This is a genomic window from Planktothrix prolifica NIVA-CYA 540, from assembly GCF_963864145.1.
Taxonomy (GTDB): domain Bacteria; phylum Cyanobacteriota; class Cyanobacteriia; order Cyanobacteriales; family Microcoleaceae; genus Planktothrix; species Planktothrix agardhii.
In genome coordinates, this window is sequence record NZ_CAWLTW010000001.1 from 2,405,888 (window position 1) to 2,424,322 (window position 18,435).

The 18,435-nt window shown below is 38.0% G+C and carries 11 protein-coding genes and 1 pseudogene; 4 read left to right on the forward strand and 8 right to left on the reverse strand.

Annotated elements, in window-relative coordinates; translation table 11 throughout:
• Positions 1-101: 101 nt before the first annotated feature.
• Complete coding sequence (locus AC559H_RS11010; RefSeq protein WP_026798498.1) at positions 102-8,894, reverse strand: CHAT domain-containing protein; 8,793 nt, start codon at positions 8,892-8,894, stop codon at positions 102-104.
• Positions 8,895-9,046: 152 nt separating this feature from the next.
• On the opposite strand from AC559H_RS11010, the gene pyrE reads away from it, so the two are divergent.
• A complete protein-coding gene (pyrE, locus tag AC559H_RS11015; protein WP_051319593.1) occupies positions 9,047-9,673 on the forward strand; it encodes an orotate phosphoribosyltransferase in 627 nt (208 codons plus the stop codon).
• A gap of 56 nt (positions 9,674-9,729) precedes the next feature.
• Positions 9,730-10,245: a hypothetical protein gene (locus tag AC559H_RS11020; RefSeq protein WP_026788781.1), complete on the forward strand. Its 516-nt coding sequence runs from the start codon at positions 9,730-9,732 to the stop codon at positions 10,243-10,245.
• A gap of 38 nt (positions 10,246-10,283) precedes the next feature.
• Here the strand turns inward: AC559H_RS11020 and AC559H_RS11025 are convergent, their stop codons facing one another.
• The 7 genes and pseudogenes from AC559H_RS11025 to AC559H_RS11055 form a co-directional block, all read right to left on the reverse strand.
• Positions 10,284-11,519 carry a M20 family metallopeptidase gene (locus tag AC559H_RS11025; RefSeq protein WP_026788780.1) on the reverse strand — a complete coding sequence of 412 codons (1,236 nt, stop codon included), beginning with the start codon at positions 11,517-11,519 and terminating at the stop codon, positions 10,284-10,286.
• 246 nt (positions 11,520-11,765) lie between these two features.
• Positions 11,766-12,446, reverse strand: coding sequence for a dethiobiotin synthase (gene bioD / locus AC559H_RS11030; protein ID WP_026794591.1), 681 nt, complete (start codon positions 12,444-12,446; stop codon positions 11,766-11,768).
• Between the two features lie 217 nt (positions 12,447-12,663).
• Positions 12,664-13,050, reverse strand: coding sequence for a type II toxin-antitoxin system VapC family toxin (locus tag AC559H_RS11035; protein WP_026794592.1), 387 nt, complete (start codon positions 13,048-13,050; stop codon positions 12,664-12,666).
• Positions 13,047-13,292 (reverse strand): type II toxin-antitoxin system Phd/YefM family antitoxin, encoded by a 246-nt coding sequence (locus AC559H_RS11040; RefSeq protein ID WP_026794593.1) that lies wholly within the window; start codon positions 13,290-13,292, stop codon positions 13,047-13,049. Before AC559H_RS11040 ends, AC559H_RS11035 begins: the two co-directional genes overlap by 4 nt.
• On the reverse strand, positions 13,289-13,429 hold the full coding sequence (locus tag AC559H_RS11045) for a type II toxin-antitoxin system HicA family toxin (protein ID WP_237745569.1): 141 nt from the start codon (positions 13,427-13,429) through the stop codon (positions 13,289-13,291). The genes AC559H_RS11040 and AC559H_RS11045 overlap by 4 nt, the downstream gene beginning before the upstream one ends.
• A gap of 68 nt (positions 13,430-13,497) precedes the next feature.
• A pseudogene (locus AC559H_RS11050) lies at positions 13,498-13,590 on the reverse strand (type II toxin-antitoxin system HicB family antitoxin); the annotation flags it as partial.
• Positions 13,591-13,803: 213 nt separating this feature from the next.
• Positions 13,804-14,061: a DUF262 domain-containing protein gene (locus AC559H_RS11055; RefSeq protein ID WP_026788777.1), complete on the reverse strand. Its 258-nt coding sequence runs from the start codon at positions 14,059-14,061 to the stop codon at positions 13,804-13,806.
• Positions 14,062-14,203: 142 nt separating this feature from the next.
• On the opposite strand from AC559H_RS11055, the gene AC559H_RS11060 reads away from it, so the two are divergent.
• Positions 14,204-17,332 carry a sll1366 family intein-prone helicase gene (locus AC559H_RS11060; protein WP_026794594.1) on the forward strand — a complete coding sequence of 1,043 codons (3,129 nt, stop codon included), beginning with the start codon at positions 14,204-14,206 and terminating at the stop codon, positions 17,330-17,332.
• A 216-nt stretch (positions 17,333-17,548) separates the two neighbouring features.
• Positions 17,549-18,373, forward strand: a complete 825-nt coding sequence (locus AC559H_RS11065; protein ID WP_026788775.1) for an SWIM zinc finger family protein — start codon at positions 17,549-17,551, stop codon at positions 18,371-18,373.
• Positions 18,374-18,435: the final 62 nt, after the last annotated feature.

The window sequence follows — 18,435 nt, forward strand, 5'->3', positions numbered from 1 at the left end:
GTTTAAAACATCTTTTGAAAAAATAAATTGACTATACAACAAGGTAGAAATTTTAGCAATTGCAACCTTAAAGGTTATTTTTAAAAAACCGCTCCCTAAGTTTACCAAGGGCTTCCAATCATTGTAAATCCTGACCAGTAATAGGGATGGGATAGGCTGGTAATATTAGATTCTGTCAGATTCTCAGGGAGAGGAATAGCGCCAAAGGTGGTTATCAATTGATCATTTTCGATCCGAGTTTTTCCTTGAATCATGTCAATTTGTGCCTCTTGTAAAGCGATCGCTTTAATCGGAGCTTGCTTTAAAGATTCATAAAATTCACTCATTAATCCCAAGGTTCCTTGATCACTAACATACCATAAACTCGCTAAAGCTGATTTAACTCCAGCCTGCACCGCTAACCCAGCAAATCCTAATTCTGACCGTCGATCTCCTAATGCTGTTCGACAAGCACTTAAAGTTAATAATTCCACTATGGGATTATCCCAACCCAAATTAGGAAGTTCTGTTAAGGGTAATTTTTCATTCCATAATTGAATAAAAGAATTACTCGGAGATCCGGTTTTAAAATCAGCGTGGGTGGCTAAATGAATCACTTGAAAATCAGATATACGCCGTTGGGATTTCAGATTTTCCAGGGTAAATCGTTCGTTTAAGAATTTTTCCCCAGGCCAAATTTCAGTAATATTTTGGAGTTCAATTGGAACCGCCGGAAGTGGATTTTGTTGTTGAAATTGACTGGCTCCCATGGCTAGGACTTGCGCTTGACCAATGGGTTGATATCGAAAGTCAATTAAGCTGGTACTCGGAATTAAACTAATCCCATATTTTTCGGTTAAGAATTGTTGACCATCCCATAAAACTGCCATCGGTAAACTCCGTAAACCTGCATCCAGGGAGAATAGAATTGTCGAAATTCCTAATCTTTTCAAATCATCTTCTATCGGTTGAATCATCCATTGATAAAGTTGTTCCGCCGGAGCTTGATAACTGACTGTATCCCGTTTTCGGGGGTTGGTAATTTCACTTTGTAATTGTCGAACGACGGGGAATAATTTTTCTTGGGTGGCTTCAGGAACGCTATGTCTTATGGGTTTACCGGAGGAAGGAACCACAATGATTTCTAATTGCTCTTCCCTGGAAACAATATAAACAATCGCATAAACCTGTTTAGTTTTTATCTCTAATTCTTTTAACAGTTGTTGAACTTCTGAACGATTTAATTGGGTTCCTTGGACTCCTAAATGTTGTTGAAATTCTTGAGTTCTTGACTGTTCTAATGCTAAAAATGTGGAATCTAAGTTATCAAAACCAAAAGCAATATCTACTGTTGATAAAATTTCCTTGGACAGAAAATTATTGTTATCATTAATAATAATTTCAGGAGAAGTTTCTTCTATTTTTTGTTCTTGGTCAGGACGAATTAATACATCTTGTTGTAGGATAACTTCGGTATCAATTAAGGGTTGATTTACATTGGGGGGAATATTAGGAGGAATATTAGGCGCGTCATCGGTGGAAATAACAATATTTCCTGATGTGAATGAACCTTTAAAACTTTGGGGTGGCAGAATATTAAAGTCTCCTGTAGTAATGGTGGAGGCTGTTCCATTCATTGCTAAGTTACCTCCGATTTCAAAGGGAGCAACGGGGGGATTCAGTGGCCCTCCGGCGTGACGAATCGTAATCGAACCCCCGCCCAGACGTCCTGCGGTGGAGATACTGGCGGTTCCCGTGGGGGAAAATTGGGTGGGGAAGGAGTTGGTAGCACGGAAGTAGCCTTGAGTTGATTCGGCAAAAACGTTACCCCCGCGACCATTGGGGGATTCAGCGTTAATAAATTCGACCTGAACATCATTAATCGGGTCGAGGAAGACGTTACCGCCCTGGGTTTGACCTTGGGTATCAATTTGTCCGGTGGTAATGCTGGTTTGGGCTTTGACCGTAACATTACCGCCTGTCGAACCGGATGTCAGTATATTTCCGGTTGTAACATTTCCGGTATTCGCTTCTAGGGAGATATTTCCGCCCGTATTACCTGGGGATGAGCTATTCAGGGTGTTAGTAGTAATATTTCCCTGGGGGGTACTTAGGGAAATATCCCCACCGTTAGCATTAGGGGATGAACTATTGAGGGAATTAACCGTAATATTCCCGTTGCGGCTATTAAGGGTAATTCCTGGGGATGCGGTAATATCACGGGTGGTAATATCATTATTGGCGGTGACTGCAACCGTACCATTACTGACAATATTAGCATTAAGGTTAACAATATTACTGGCATTAATATTCAGTCCCCCTGACCCTAGGGTGATGGGGGCGTTAGCTTGGACGGTTCCGGCGGTAATCCCTAAACCGTTCAGGGAAGATTCGGTGGTAAAGGTATCTAAATTTACATCATTATTCCCCGCATTAAGGGTTAACTTTCCTTGTCCGGCAAGGGTTGAACCAATAAAGTCAATTACTCCGTTTCCAATACTGGTGTCTAATGTAACTGAATTTCCAGAAACATTAACGGTATTTACGGAGGAAAAGTTAAGTCCGGCGCTGGTGTAGATATCTCCAAACAGGTTAAGGGCGCTCGCTTGTTGAAAAATTAATCCGTTTATGGGGTTATTATTATTACCAACGGTATTCAGGGAAATTGTTCCGTTTCCGGCGTTGAGTGTTAGGGTTTGGGAACCTGTTATCGGACTATTATTAAATAGAATATTACCATTATTTCCGGTGGTATTAATAATAATAGGATTTTCGAGTTGAGTTCCCCCAGAAGCATTACTAAAATCAATATTATTATTTGTAGTTAAATTGCCTTTTAGGGTCGTGAGTCCGGTGGTATTAACTTGCAAACTAGACAGGGGGTTACTATCACCCACAGTAGAAAAAGTAATATTACCGCTACCCGCATTCAGGGTTAAGTTACTATTTCCATTGATAGAATTATTGAAAATAATATCACCACTATTATTAGTTCCCGATGAAGTTAGGGTAATATCAGGAAATGCTAGTTGTAGGGGACTATTATATTGTTGTTGACTTCCGACCCCATTATTGCTAGAGGTATTAATATCACCATTTAAAATAATTGGATTATTTCCAGTGTTTAAAGTAACATTTCCCGCTTGACCGTTGGAGGTACTGGTATTAACCCCGCCTAAATTCAGGGTTTGGGGGGTAATAATAGTAATATTTCCCCCATTATTCGGGGAACTGGTATTCAGAATACCGGGGTTTGTCGTAATATTTCCATTGGAACTATTCAGGGTGATGGGTTGACCGTTGGTAGTAATATTTCCGGTAATAATATTATTGGTTGCGGTGATTTCAACGTTACTACCATTGGTTGTATTAATATCTTGGGGAAGGGTGACAGTATCACTAGAATTAATCTTTAAATTCCCGGTATCAAGGGTAATAGGAGAATTACTATTAACGGTTTGGGCATTAATTTCTAACCCTCCCAGGTTGACCGTATTATTAAATTGAATATTGCCATTTCCCGCTTGTATAGTTAAACCGTTATTATTGGCGGGAATACTATTAATAGTATTGTTAAAAATTATATTTCCGCTTCCCGATGTTCCAGAGGTATTAACGGTAATAGGTTGATTTAATTCAACGGGGTTATTAAAGGTTGAATTGCTACCTGTCCCGCTATTTCCAGAGGTATTAATATTTCCAGTTAACGCAATCTTTTCTCCTGTAACCGTTAGAGTTCCCGCTTGGTTAGTTTGGGTACTGGTATTAATTTCCCCTAGGGTAATATTAGCGGGGGTTGTAATAGTAATATCACCACCATTGCTATTAGTGGAACTGCTATTAATAATTCCGGCACTACTATCAATATTTCCCGTATTACTATTTAAGATAATAGGTTGACCTTGGGTAGTTAGGTTGGCGGTGGTGATATTATTTTCAGCATTAATATTAATAGTGGCGGTATTCGTGGCGGTGATGGGTTGGGTTAAATTAACCGTACCACTGCTATTGATATTAATTCCTTCTCCCTCAAGATTAATTCCCCCATTACTATTGACATCTCCACTGGTTAGATTTAAAGTATTTAAGGGATTTGTTGCTCCTATTGCTTGATTAATATTAACCGTTCCCGTCCCCGCTTGCAGGGTTAAATTAGCATTCCCTGGAGTATTACTATCAACGGTATTATTAAAGGTAACATTTCCACTTCCGGCGTTTCCCGATGTGGTTAAAGTAACGGTATTTGCATCTAAAATTACCGGAGAATTAAAAGTAATATTATTCCCTGAACCAATATTGGCGGAAGTATCTATATTATTGGTTAAATTAATCGTATTTCCGGCGAGGGTTAGGGTTCCCGCTTGACTGCTTCCTAAATTAGATTCTGTACGGGTATTGATTTCCCCTAGGGTTAAATTTTGAGCCGCATTTAGGTTAATTTCTCCCCCGTCTTCGGTGGTTGAACTACTATTGAGAATACCCGATGCTGTATTAATATTTCCGGTATTACTGGTGAGAGTAATTCTTGACCCATTACTAATAATATCTGCGGTTTTAATTTCCCCGGATGCAACTACATTAACGGGACTATTATTATTTGTCGTTATGGTATCACCTAAATTAACATCTTGAGTGGCATTAATATTAATGCCGCCATTTTCAATATTAACAGGAGACTGGGTAACGACATTTCCACTATTAATAGTTAAGGTTTGCAGAGGAATATTATCACCGATAGCTTGATTAAAAGTTGTATCTCCCGTTCCAGTTTCCAGAGTTAAACTATTACTCCCAGCATTACTTTCAATACTGCTATTTACAGTTCCATTAAAAGTGACATTTCCTGCGCTATTATTTCCGGTTGTATTTATGGTAATATTAGGTTCAGGTAGAATAACATTGGCATTAAAATTAACATTACTTCCCTGACCTTGGGTAGCAGAGGTATTAATATCTCCGGTTAAATTAATAGTATTATTTCCCGATAAAATATTCAGGGTTCCTGCTTGACTATTGCTAGAATTAGAGGCGGTACTGGTGTTAATATTCCCTAGGGTAATAGTTCCCGATGCGTTGAGGGTTTGGTTGCCGCCATTATTATCAGAAGAACTGCTATCTAAAATTCCAGCTTGGGTATTAATTGCCCCATTGGTACTGGTTAAATTAATAGTTTCTCCTCCAGTAATTATCGTTCCCGTATTAATTTTATTAGTTGCTTTTAGATTGACAGAAACCCCATTTGTGGCGGTAGCAAGACTATTTAATATTCCGGCGGTCGTATCAATATTATTACTACTTTCTAAGGTAATATTTCCCCCGGCGGTGGTCATATTTTGAGTGGTAATATTTCCGGTTGCCAGAATATTAATAATCCCGCTATCGGTGGTTAAAATATTAGCTAAATTTACATTCCCACTGGCATTAATTGTTAATCCAGAGTTTGCCAGATTCATCGGTGCTATACTATTAATATTCCCTCCGGTAATGTTTAAAGTATTCAGGGGGATAATATTCCCAACACTATTATTAAAACTGATATTTCCCGCTTGCAGAATTAAACTATTGCTTCCTGGGGTAATCCCATTAATAGTATTATTAAAAATAATATTGCCACTCCCCGTACTCCCGGCAGTATTAAAAGTAATGGTAGGTTGGGCAATTTGTAAGGGTGCAGAAACCGTAATATTATTTCCTTGACCTGTAGTGGCAGAAGTATTAATATTGTTAGTCACCGTAACTCTATTATTAGCAGAAGTTAAACTAACACTTCCTCCTTGAGTATTCCCACTCGCATTAATACCCGCAACTCTAATATTACCCGCCGCATCAATAGCAATATTTCCCCCGCTACCAACACTAGAACTACTATCAAGGGTTCCAAAACTACTATTAATATTTCCTTCACTACTTTTGAGGTTAATATTACCCCCGGAATTGGTCAAGGAATTAATCAATAAATCTCGATTTCCTGATATTGTGATACTTCCTGAACCTGTGGTTTTAATCGGGGTATTCTCTCCAATAATAACACTATTTGTATTTTCGCCATTATTGACGCTATTGATTAAAATTGACCCCGTATTAGTTTGAATTTGACTTCCCCCAAATATTCCCACACCTTGACTATTAGTAGCCGACAACCCGCGACCTTGAATATTAATATTCCCACTGTTTAAACTATTAATTTGTGCGGTATTAATTAAAAGAATCCCATGACTATCGGGAGTTTGACTACTACTTCCCACTAAATTAATATTTCCCGTTGCTGTCGCGGTAATATTTGCACCTCCAAATAGGGCAATTCCATGACTACTATTCCCCGTAGCACTACTAAGTCCATCTAAATTAATATTCCCAATTCCAGTAGAAACAATTTCACCTCCATCCCCAATAAAAATCCCTGGACTTGAGGTTAAACCCCGTCCCAAACCGTTAATTTTAATATCCCCATTTAGGGTTTGTATTTTTCCATTCGCAATAAAAATGCCCTCGCTAATATTACCCTGACCACTAACCCCCGATAAAGTAATATTTCCGGTTCCTGTGGAAGAAATTAGGGAGTTATTTAATATAGAAATTCCGTCATTATTATTGCCAGTAGCGTTATTATTTCCGTTTAAATTAATATTTCCTATTCCCGTAGAAGTAATATTACTTTGACTCATATAAACCCCCACAGTATTATCTGTTCCGGCGGGAGTTCCTGTTATTTGAATTGTGCCATCAACGGTTGAAATATTACTTTGGTTCAAATTCACACCAAAACTATTTAATCCATTCTCATTACTTCCTGTTAAGGTAATATTCCCTGTTCTGCTTTGCACGCTAGAATTATTATTGAGTAAAACACCAATATTACTGCTTTGACTGCCTTTGCTATTGCCAATAATACTAATATTTCCTGCCTCTGAATTAATAGTAGATTGTTCTAACCAAACTCCTATATTAGTCTCGGTTTGTAGACCACTGGTTCCAGTTAAATTAACATTTCCATTCCCAGAATTTAAGCTACTATTCGTTAATAGAATCCCATGATTAAAGGGTTGGTTATTAACCGCAATGCCATCTAGGGTGATGTTTCCCCCCAGGGTATTAATTTGACTATTATCAATCCAAACCCCAGAACGAAATAGGGCATTTCCTCTACCTGTTGCGGTAAAATCTCCTCCCTTTGTATCGAGGGTAGCGTTTTTAATATAAATAGCACCATTATTATTATTCTCAAAATCCGCCTTAAAATTCAGGTTTAATTTATCACTATCATTCGGGATACTATCCCTAATAGTTTGTCCATCCAGAATAATATTCCCCGCCGCATTTAAGGTTAAACTTCTTTCTCCCCCAATTCCATCAAAATCAAAGGAGGTCTGAAAGGTAATATTCCCATCTTGGGAATTGTTTCCCACATCTCCGGTTTCTACAACAACATTTCCTTCACTTAGCGCCGACTTCAATACAAAAACACTTAATCTTCCATTATCATCGCTGGTATTAAATAGTAATTCACCCGTGGGTAAAGCATTTTGATTCAGGTTTGTATTTCCCCCCGTATCATCAACAATATCAATATTATTTGGGTCAAGTAACCAGGTTCCTCCTAACCCGACGGGGGCTGAAATATCGGGGGCGGTGTTAATATCTAAAATACCGCGACTACTGGTTTCAACAAATCCGCCATTGCCATTTTGGATTCCTCCCCGCACCTGAATATTACCATAAACTTGAGTTAAATCTTCAGACCAAATAATAACTCGACCGCCATTTCCCGTGTCTAAAGCATTAGCATTAATAAAAGAATCGGAACTAATAAAGGTTTTTTTGGCATGGGGAAAATCCCCTAATCCTTTATAGTCTCCCCCGATTAAAATTGTTCCTCCTCCGGTTAATCCCGAAGCGTTTAAGGTACTATTAATTAAGCCAATTCTATCCCCAGTTAACTGAAGATTTCCCCCGCTTTGATTGGGTGAACTGACATCAATAGTTCCTGATAAAATCGTAGTTCCAGGTGTGGTGGGAACTGTAATTCCCGAAGCAGTTAAAATAACCTGACCCTGTTCATTAACCTTAACTTGACTCGCACTAACTGAATTTCCTCCAGTGAGTAATTCCGGTAAAGATAAGGCGGTAAAGGTAGAATTATTTTGAGGAATATCTGAAGTTAATTCTAAATTTAATAGGTGTCCGTCCTGGGAAAGTCGAACTAAATTTTCCCCAGTCACCGACGCAATAGTAATATTTCCGGCGGGTGCGGATATTGTTCCGGTATTTAAAACCGTTCCTGCTAATAATGTTATATTCTCTCCAGGGGAAACCGTGAGATTTCCTAAATTAACTAAACTCCCAGGATTTTCGGAATTAAACACAAAATCCCTAGGAGTTCCGACTAAGGTTTGCCATTGATTTTCCCCGATAGCTTGGAACCAATTTTGATTCCCAAATCCAATCGAATTTGCTGTCGTAGCGGTGAAGGAGGCAGGAATATTTAAACTAGCATTTTCTCCAAAAATAATTCCAGCCGGGTTGATTAAAAATAGGTTAGAATTTCCGCCCGTAACTTGAATTAATCCATTAATAAAAGAGGCTTCTCCCCCGGTAACTCGTCCTAATATATTCTGAATTTTAGGATTAGAAATAAAGTTAATAATTTGACCCTGAGAAAGTCCTAATTTTTCAAAACTATGGAATAAATTTGCTCCATTTCCCGATAAACTGCCGCCATTAATATTAAACTGATTTCCCTGATGGGTGACTTGGGTTCCGGTTCCATCCTGTGCCGGAATAATTGTTTGTGCCACAATTGAAGTGGGAAATAGGCAAATAAACAGTAACGAGGGAACCATGACCCGGGGAGTGAATAGAACCGGAATTTGTGCAAAAGGTTGCAACTTAGGGAGGCGCGTTTGTTTCCGATTCATATTTTCACCCAATCCAGAGAAACTTGTCTCTATCCTAAGCCAGTTTTTTCTAAATGGCAACTCTTAATTTTGATAATAAATTATAAATCTTTATAAATTCATCAACTTCTATAGTAAACTAAGAAAATGCACTCAATCCCGTCTAATCATCAATGGATCAACATCAACATCCGGTAATTCTGAATGAGTCTGTCGCCACAACGGACTTAGCAACCCTGCGCCATTGGCTACTGGATTTATTTTGTCAACTCGCCTATAAAGAAGGAGATTTTGTACTTTCTTCCGGTCAACAGAGTTCCTACTATATTAATGGTAAACAAGTCACTTTGCATCCCCATGGAGCTTTGGCTATTGGCCGTTTATTATTAGCAATGTTACCCGAAGATACCCAAGCGGTGGCCGGATTAACCCTCGGTGCTGACCCGATGGTTTCGGCGGTGAGTGTGGTTTCTGCCTATCAAAATCGGCCAGTTTTTGCCTTAATTGTTCGCAAGGAAGCCAAAGGACACGGAACCCAGGCCTATATTGAGGGGCCAACTTTACCCCCTGGCGCCCAGGTGGTAGTCCTTGAGGATGTGGTGACTACGGGACAATCGGCAATGAAAGCGGTCAAACGCCTACAGGATGCGGGATATCAGGCCCATCATATTATCGCTTTAGTAGACAGACAACAGGGGGGCGGGGAACTCTATCAGCAGGAAGGCTTAGAATTTCAGAGTCTATTTACGATAGATGATTTAAAAGCCCATAATGCCAGTAACAATTGTGCCAAAGTATGATATCCTCCTGAGTATTTTCAATTTTGCGACATACCATCCCTTCCCAAAAATTATCGATGAACAGCAAACATTTTATCTTGCCTGGATTTGCGCTTTTGTTGGGTACAGTGTTCCTGGGGACTGCGGTTGCTAGGGAACTCACCGCAGATGAGAAAACAGTCGTTTGTAAACTCAAAGAAGTAGTTAAGGATGCGGGGAGAGACGGTTTTGAATTGGCATTTTGGCCGATTGTCCGTAAGGGGCCAGCGAAGGCGAATGCTCCTCTAACCATTAGACTTGATCCTGCGATAGAATATTTATTTGTTGGCTATTGTGACGAAAATTGTACCGATGTAAATTTAAGTATTAAAACCCTGGATGGGAAGGTTTTACAATCAGAAAAAGATACTTTATCTGTGATGCCATTTAAACCTCCGGCTGCTAATATTTATGAACTTAATCTTAATATGACCAGTTGTAGCCGCAAAGATGGATGTGTTTATGGAATTGGTATTTTAGCACCCAAAGGAGTTAAGGTTCCCTATGCTCCATCCTTACCCAAAGACCTTGCTAAATTTGAGTTTTGCCAATAATTCAGTCATCAGTAGAGACGTGCCATGGCGCGTCTCTACTAGCTGTTAACTGTTAAATGATTACCAACGCAGAATTTTTCCACACAGCGCACAAACATTTCCACACCCATAGCTAAGACCGTTTCATCAAAATCAAAACGGGGATGATGATGGGGAAAATCCAAATTTTTATCCACATTTGCCGAACCCAAAAAGAAATAACAACCGGGAACTTCTTGGAGAAAATAGGCAATATCTTCCGCCGCCATAGTTTGGCATTCTGGCACAACTCCGGCGGGAGTTTCAACTAAAGTTTCCGCCACACTTTGTACCAACTCCGTAATCCGTTTATCATTAATCACCGGAGGATATAAAGAGGCATAATTAAGTTCATAACTCGCCCCATGACTTTGGCAAACCCCGGCAATAATTTGTTCAACTCGACTCCCAAAAAACCCTTTATAGCTAGGATTAAAATAGCGCACTGTTCCCAACATTTTAGCACTATCCGCAATCACATTATCGGTATTTCCAGCATGAAGGGAACCCACACTAACAACGGCTGCATCTAAGGGATTAACATTCCGAGAAACAATAGTTTGTAAGGCTAAAACAATATGGGAAGCAACCACAATTGAATCAATAGTTTGATGGGGAATCGCACCATGTCCGCCCTTTCCATAGATTGTACATTGAAATTTCTCGACCGCCGCCATTAACCCGCCACTACGGACTCCAATAGTTCCCAAGGGTAAATTATTCCATAGGTGGAGTCCAATCAAAGCATCAACATTAGGGTTCTTTAAAACCCCCGCTTCAATCATCGGTTTAGCACCCCCCGGCCCTTCTTCGGCGGGTTGAAAAATAATTTTAACTAACCCTTGAAAACTATGGCGATGATGGGCTAAATAATAGGCAGTTCCTAAAGCAATCGCCGTATGACCATCATGGCCGCAGGCGTGCATAATTCCTTGATGTTGAGATTTATAAGAAACATCATTTTCTTCTTGAATTGGTAAGGCGTCTAAATCGGCGCGAATCGCTAAAACTGGCCCGGGTTTTCCACTATCAATAATAGCCACAATTCCGGTTTTAGCAATTCCGGTTTCATGCTCAATTCCCCATTTTTTCAGTTTTTCGGCAACAAATTCCGCCGTTAAGGTTTCCTTAAATCCCAATTCAGGATACTGATGTAAGTGGCGACGCCATTCGATTAACTGCGGCTGTAAGTTACGGATATCTAGTCGCAGTTGTGAGTTATTGACTGAATTTAAGCTGGGAATTGTAGAAACCATCGGTGTGCAGAAAATCTGAAAAATCTATTTAAGGATCTAAAATTAATTATAACATTATTTTAATGTTTGTAGGGGCGGGTTCCGAATTAATCTTTAATCTGCACAAATAACCTACTTAAACCCGCCCCAACTATTGTCCAATAAAATTCCAGATTAACTGAAAATCAATGCTGGGTTTGGGCGGGTTTTTCAGATTATTTGTGCTGAACATAAATTATTACAGAACCCGCCCCTACATCTTTGTGATTAATTAAAAATAGTTTCTATGTCTAAATTTGCAGCAATTTGAGTCAATTTTTCTCGATCCGTTGGTGTATCAAGATGGGGTAAAATTCCTAAAATTGGAATTTGGGTTAAAGATTCTATCAGATGGGTAGGAGTCCAATTTTCAATATCCTGTTCAGAAACAGGTTCGACACAATTTAAGACCAAACCTTTCAGAAATACCCCCGTTTGTCGAGCTAAAGCCACATTAGCCACCGCCTGAGCGATCGCACCTAAACGAACCGGAACCACTAAAATAGTCGGTAAATGCCAATCCCGTGCCAAATCAGCAACTATTAATTCATGAGTCACTGGAGAACCCAACCCCCCCAACCCTTCTATTAATACAAAATCCAGACGCTCTTGCAACCGAAAGAAATGCGACCAAACTAACTTTAAATCGACTATTTTTCCTTCCAGTTCGGCTGCAATTGGAGGAGCAAGAGGGGCTTTAAAATGCAAAGGATTAATGTCTTCAATCGACTGACCTAAATCAAAAAGTTGAGTATATAATTCCCGATCGCCCTCTCCCGTTTGAATCGGTTTAAATACCCCTAAAGTTCGAGATAAATAATAGGTTTGCCAATAGGAAATTAACGCCGTTGTTAATACTGTTTTCCCCACATTTGTATCCGTTCCAGCAATCAATAAAGTCTTGTTCATAACTCTCACCAGTAACCAGTCAATAAATAAAATATTACACAGTTATAATTTTCCCATAGAACCTGTTATATTAGAAAAATAAAATTTATTTTATAATTAGAGGTAGTTTACCAGAAGACATTTATCCGGGAAGAATTCACAGTCCAATTGGCATTGCTTTCTAAAAATACAATTATTAAGCTCTTGATGAAAAGTAAAAATCTGAGATTCAAAATTTTTAGAAAAAATTTGCCATTGGATAGGAGAGAATCGCTTTATCTTCTGTCATGATAATTAAATCATGCTCTAAAGATTGACAAAGCAAAAGACGATCAAAAGGATCATTATGTAATGGTGGTAATTTAGTTAATTGAGTAATCGTAGTTTCAGCAATAGATAAGCTAGAAATTAGATGTTTTTCACGTTGTTGGGGAAGGTAAATTTCAGGAGATTCCGGTAAAGGCAATTTACCTAATTGATATTTAATCATCGCTTCCCAAACAGAAACTACACTGAGATAAATTTCGTTATCTTGATTGCTAATAGCATCACAAATTTTTGGGTAAAGTCGTTTATTATTAGTAATAAGCCACAGAAATATATGAGTATCTAACAGAATTTTCATGGATTTTCAAATAATTTAATAATTTCTCCAGGGAGGGGATCATTAAAATCATCAGGTACAACAAATTCACCCTCACATAAACCAATAGGACGGCGTTCTTTTTGAGGTGGTTTTGTTAGTATTGGTTTGATTTCAGCAATAGGTTGATCAGCTTGAGTAATGATCAAGCTATTACCTTCATGAATCAGTTTGATAAATCCTGATAAATTGTGTTGAATGTCATCTATATTTAGGGTAATCATGGTATTATTTCTTGCTTTTTGAGTTGTAAGGGTTCGTTCAGACAGAGTAAATCTTCCTCAGATAGCTCGGCTATTTTCATTAAAGCTCTCAAGGTTCCAACTTTCAAATCTTGATTGCGGTGAACAGGAATTGACAAAATTTGTTCTAATTATGGGTTTTCATAGATATAATGACTTCCAGTAATTCTTTTTAAAACCCAACCTTGGTTTCTCCTTCAGTAATACAGCAGGGAAGTGCTGGAACTTCTTCCCAATAGCCACCTTCTGCTGATGGATGAATGATCGCTCTAATTTTCATACATTTATTGAGTTATTTGTTAAGGATATTATAGCAACTATCGAGGGATTAGAGTTTGGCTAATGCTATTGGTTAGTAGTTGAGTTTTTAGGGGCGATGCCTGCGGCTGGTGGAGCCTAAGCGCTTTGGGATTCGGGATAGTTTCGCTTCACGCGCTCCATCTATTTATGCTAACATTAAAGAGCTTAAACATTACCTATTAAGAATCTTTTACTATATAGTTATCAGTCTTTGTTGTCCATCAATTAATAAATATTTAGACACTCCTTCCGGGACAGAAACCGTTTGCATAGTCACAATAGAACCCATAAAATGAGGTCTCATTGTTTCCTGTTCTGTCAAATCTATCAGATCGTCCCATAAATTTTCCCATTGTTGACGTTCCCAGCTATAGAAACGTTGAAATAGGGGAACGAGATATTGTTGGGTTCCTTCTAAAATCTTTTGTAGCTTGGTTTCCGAGGCTTTCATATTTTTTTAGGGATATTTAAACTAAAATTATTTAGGGTTTGATATTGGTGGTTTAGCAATAAGGCTATTTTTCCAATCTTTTCTCGTCGGTTGGGTTAACGCAAGAAAACCCAATATTTTTTCCAATCACAATCTGATCAATATGGCAATTTTACATGGAAGTTGGTGCATGACGTCGAAGGGGTGTTTTTTCCTCTGGGGAGAAACCTGGCGGCGAGTCCCGTCGGAGTCCTTTTCTTCAGAACAAATTTTTCCATATCCCTTTGCTTTAAATGATACAGAATTATTGACTCAACCCTTGTTAAAAAATATGGGGTTATCAAATATTCTATCCCAACAAATTATAGCGTTACCAACAGATATTTCCGAATCTGGGGAACTTACTCCGATTTATTCTACTACAAATAATATTCCTAAATCCTATCTTTATCCTTGGCAAATTACGGGAATTTCTCTTAATCCTAAACAAGCGTTTCAATTTTTACAATCCCTACCCTTAAATACCGTTATCACATCTGATTCCGACCTGGGGGAAGATCTACGTTTTTGGTCACATATTGCTCGTTGGAGTTTGGATTTATTAGCTAGATCTAAATTTTTACCTGGATTAATTAAACAATCTGATCAAACTATTATATCTCAATGGCAACCGCTTCTTGATAGTGCTATTGATCAAACTCGATTATTACGTTTTGCTCAACAAATGCCAAGGGTTTGTCGAGTGTATCAAGAATTAATAGTAGGTGATAGTTTAGCGATTAATTTGCCCCTATCTGCTCAGGATATTATTATTAATTTTTTGTCGGTAATGATTGATCAACAGGTGAAAAATATAGCTAAAGAAGTTGATCAAAAAGCGATTTTATCACTTCCAATTTGGCAGAAATGGTTACAAAGTTTGGGGGAACAGGAAAATACTATTAATGCCGAATTAATAGAAATAGAATCCTTAGAAACCACTTTAAAAAATTGGACTGCTCCCCTACAATATTCCTTGTCTGAACCTAATCTATTTTCGACGGCTTTTCATTTACATCCTCCCACAGAATATAATCCTAATTGGCAATTAGAATATTGTCTACAAGCTATTGATCAACCTGAATTTATTGTTAATTCCAATATTGTTTGGAATCATCCCGTTGACTCGTTTAATTATCGAGGGAGAACAATTAAACATCCCCAGGAAACCCTGTTAAAAGGCTTAGGACTGGCTTCAAAATTATATCCGGTAATTGAAACCAGTTTACAGCAAGCACGCCCCCAAAGCTGTAGTTTAAATCCTTTACAAGCTTATCAATTCTTGAAAAGCTATGCTTGGCGTTTTACTGATAGTGGTTTAGGGGTAATATTACCTCCGAGTTTAGCAAATCGAGAGGGATGGGCGAGTCGATTAGGATTAAGTATTAAAGCAGAAACGCCTAAATTAAAAACCAATGAAAGATTGGGATTAAAAAGTTTATTAAACTTTAAATGGCAATTATCAATTGGTGGTCAAACCATGACTAAGGCAGAATTTGATCGCTTAGTTGCTAAGGAAAGTCCGTTAGTAGAAATTAATGGGGAATGGGTAGAATTACGCGAATCGGATATTAGATCGGCAAAGATATTTTTCAGTCAAAGAAAAGATGAAATGACTCTTTCTTTAGAAGATGCTTTACGGTTATCAACGGGAGATACTCAAATGATTGAAAAATTACCTGTTGTTAATTTTGAAGCGGGGGGGAAATTACAGGAATTATTGAATACTTTAACCAATAATCGTAACTTAGAACCGATTCCAAATCCTAAAGATTTTAAAGGGGAATTACGACCCTATCAAGCTAGAGGTGCAGGTTGGTTATCTTTCCTAGAACAATGGGGTTTAGGTGCGTGTTTAGCTGATGATATGGGATTGGGAAAAACCATAGAATTTATTGCTTTTTTACTGCATTTAAAAGAACAAAATAGTTTAGAAAATCCGGTTTTATTGGTTTGTCCAACATCGGTTTTAGGGAATTGGGAACGGGAGGTTAAAAAGTTTAGTCCGACCTTAAATGTAATAGTTCATCATGGCGATAAACGCGCCAAAGGTAAAAATTTTGCTAAAATAATTCAAGATAAAAATTTAGTGATTACCAGTTATCCCTTAACCTTCCGAGACGAGAAAGAATTGCAGGGAGTAACTTGGCAAGGATTGGTATTAGATGAAGCTCAAAATATCAAAAATCCCGATGCTAAACAATCAAAAACTATTAAAAATATTAACGCATCGTTTAAAATAGCATTAACAGGAACTCCGGTAGAAAATCGCCTATCGGAATTGTGGTCAATTATGGATTTTTTAAATCCAGGGTATTTAGGGCAACGGCTATTTTTTCAACGACGGTTTGCAATTCCGATTGAAAAATATGGGGATACGGACTCTTTAAAGATTTTGCGATCGCTTGTTCAACCTTTTATTTTACGTCGGTTAAAAACCGATAAGGATATTATTCAAGATTTACCCGAAAAACAGGAAAATATAGTATTTTGTCCTTTAACAACTGAACAAGCAACCCTATATCAAAAAATTGTCGATGACTCTTTGGCAAAAATTGATGATGCGGAAGGAATTCAACGTCGAGGAATGATTTTAGCTTTATTAGTGAAACTTAAACAACTTTGCAACCATCCGGTTTTAATCGAAGCTAAAGTTAAAAATAGTAAAAAATCAGATATAATTAAAACCCAATATTCGGGAAAATTACAACGTTTGACGGAAATGTTAGATGAGGTTTTAGCTGAAGGAGATCGGGCTTTAATTTTTACTCAATTTGCTGAATGGGGAAAAGTATTACAACCCTATTTAGAAGATTATTTCAACCGAGAAATATTATTTTTATATGGAAGTACCTCAAAAAATAAACGGGAAGAAATGATTGATCGGTTTCAAAATGATCCCCAAGCTCCACCGATTATGATATTATCGTTAAAGGCTGGAGGAGTAGGTTTAAATTTAACCCGGGCGAATCATGTTTTTCACTTTGACCGATGGTGGAATCCAGCAGTGGAAAATCAAGCGACAGATCGAGTTTTTAGAATTGGTCAAACCCGAAATGTACAAGTCCATAAATTTGTTTGTACAGGAACTTTAGAGGAAAAAATCCATGATTTAATTGAAAGTAAAAAAGCGTTGGCGGAACAGGTTGTTAGTGCGGGAGAAGATTGGTTAACAGCTTTAGATACCGATCAACTCAGAAATCTATTAATATTAGATCGGAACTCAATTATTGATGAAGAAACCCCGTTGTAGCACCGTTGTTGCGCTTAAGCGCATCTTATCTTATAACAATTATGTGCGCTAAAGCGCAACAACTATCTGCGCTAAAGCGCAACAACTATCTGCGCTTTAGCGCAACAATTATCTGCGCTAAAGCGCAACAACTATCTGCGCTAAAGCGCAACAACTATCTGCGCTAAAGCGCAACAACTATCTGCGCTAAAGCGCAACAACTAGAAGGAGGATAAAATGAGTCAGGAATGGTGGTCACAACAATGGTTAGATTTATTAGACAAATATCGGTTTAAAAAACGCCTGGAACGAGCCAGAAATTACGCTAGAGAAGGTAATGTTTTAAAGATTGAATTTAAAGATCAAAAAGTTTTAGCACAGGTTCAGGGGACTCAAATCGAACCTTATACCGTTTCTTTGTGGTTGGATATATTTAGTGATGAAGAATGGAATTATATTATTGCAACTCTATCACAACGGGCGATTTTTAGTGCTAAATTATTAGCCGGAGAAATGCCACAGGATATTGAGGATGTATTTGCCGCCAATGGGTTAAGATTATTTCCTTTTTCCCTAGATAATGTTCATTCTGAATGTAGTTGTCCAGATCAAGCTAATCCCTGTAAACATATTGCCGCAGTTTATTATATGTTAGGCGATCGCTTTAGTGAAGATCCTTTTGTTTTGTTTCAACTTAGGGGGAAAAATGCCGAACAAATTATTAATTCTTTACGACAGTTACGAGGTCAAAGTCAAGATGAAATTAACGTTGCTACCTCGGAAGAAATCACTATAAAATCTAATCCTAATTCCTTGAAATTAGATCAATTTTGGAATTACTCTCAACAGCTAGATTCCGCTTTAGTTGTGATTACACCTCCTCCGAGTAGTGAAACGGTACTTGATATTTTAGGGGCAATAAATTTAGCTACAATAGGAATTAAATCTACAAATCGTTCTACGTTATCTGACATAGATATTGTGATGCAATATTTAGAAACAGTTTACAAAAATGTCAGCCAGCAAGCGGTTTTAGTAGCACTTAATCGGGAAGAAAATTAATTAATCAATCAACAAAATAGGGTAATTTAGTATCTGGTCTGTTAAAAAGAAGATCAATTAGG

Excerpts from the sequence above, each read along its gene's own strand:
- AC559H_RS11010 (WP_026798498.1), bottom strand. The coding sequence starts at position 8,894 with ATGAATCGGAAACAAACGCGCCTCCCTAAGTTGCAACCTTTTGCACAA.
- pyrE (WP_051319593.1), top strand. The coding sequence starts at position 9,047 with ATGGATCAACATCAACATCCGGTAATTCTGAATGAGTCTGTCGCCACA.
- AC559H_RS11020 (WP_026788781.1), top strand. The coding sequence starts at position 9,730 with ATGAACAGCAAACATTTTATCTTGCCTGGATTTGCGCTTTTGTTGGGT.
- AC559H_RS11025 (WP_026788780.1), bottom strand. The coding sequence starts at position 11,519 with ATGGTTTCTACAATTCCCAGCTTAAATTCAGTCAATAACTCACAACTG.
- bioD (WP_026794591.1), bottom strand. The coding sequence starts at position 12,446 with ATGAACAAGACTTTATTGATTGCTGGAACGGATACAAATGTGGGGAAA.
- AC559H_RS11035 (WP_026794592.1), bottom strand. The coding sequence starts at position 13,050 with ATGAAAATTCTGTTAGATACTCATATATTTCTGTGGCTTATTACTAAT.
- AC559H_RS11040 (WP_026794593.1), bottom strand. The coding sequence starts at position 13,292 with ATGATTACCCTAAATATAGATGACATTCAACACAATTTATCAGGATTT.
- AC559H_RS11055 (WP_026788777.1), bottom strand. The coding sequence starts at position 14,061 with ATGAAAGCCTCGGAAACCAAGCTACAAAAGATTTTAGAAGGAACCCAA.
- AC559H_RS11060 (WP_026794594.1), top strand. The coding sequence starts at position 14,204 with ATGGCAATTTTACATGGAAGTTGGTGCATGACGTCGAAGGGGTGTTTT.
- AC559H_RS11065 (WP_026788775.1), top strand. The coding sequence starts at position 17,549 with ATGAGTCAGGAATGGTGGTCACAACAATGGTTAGATTTATTAGACAAA.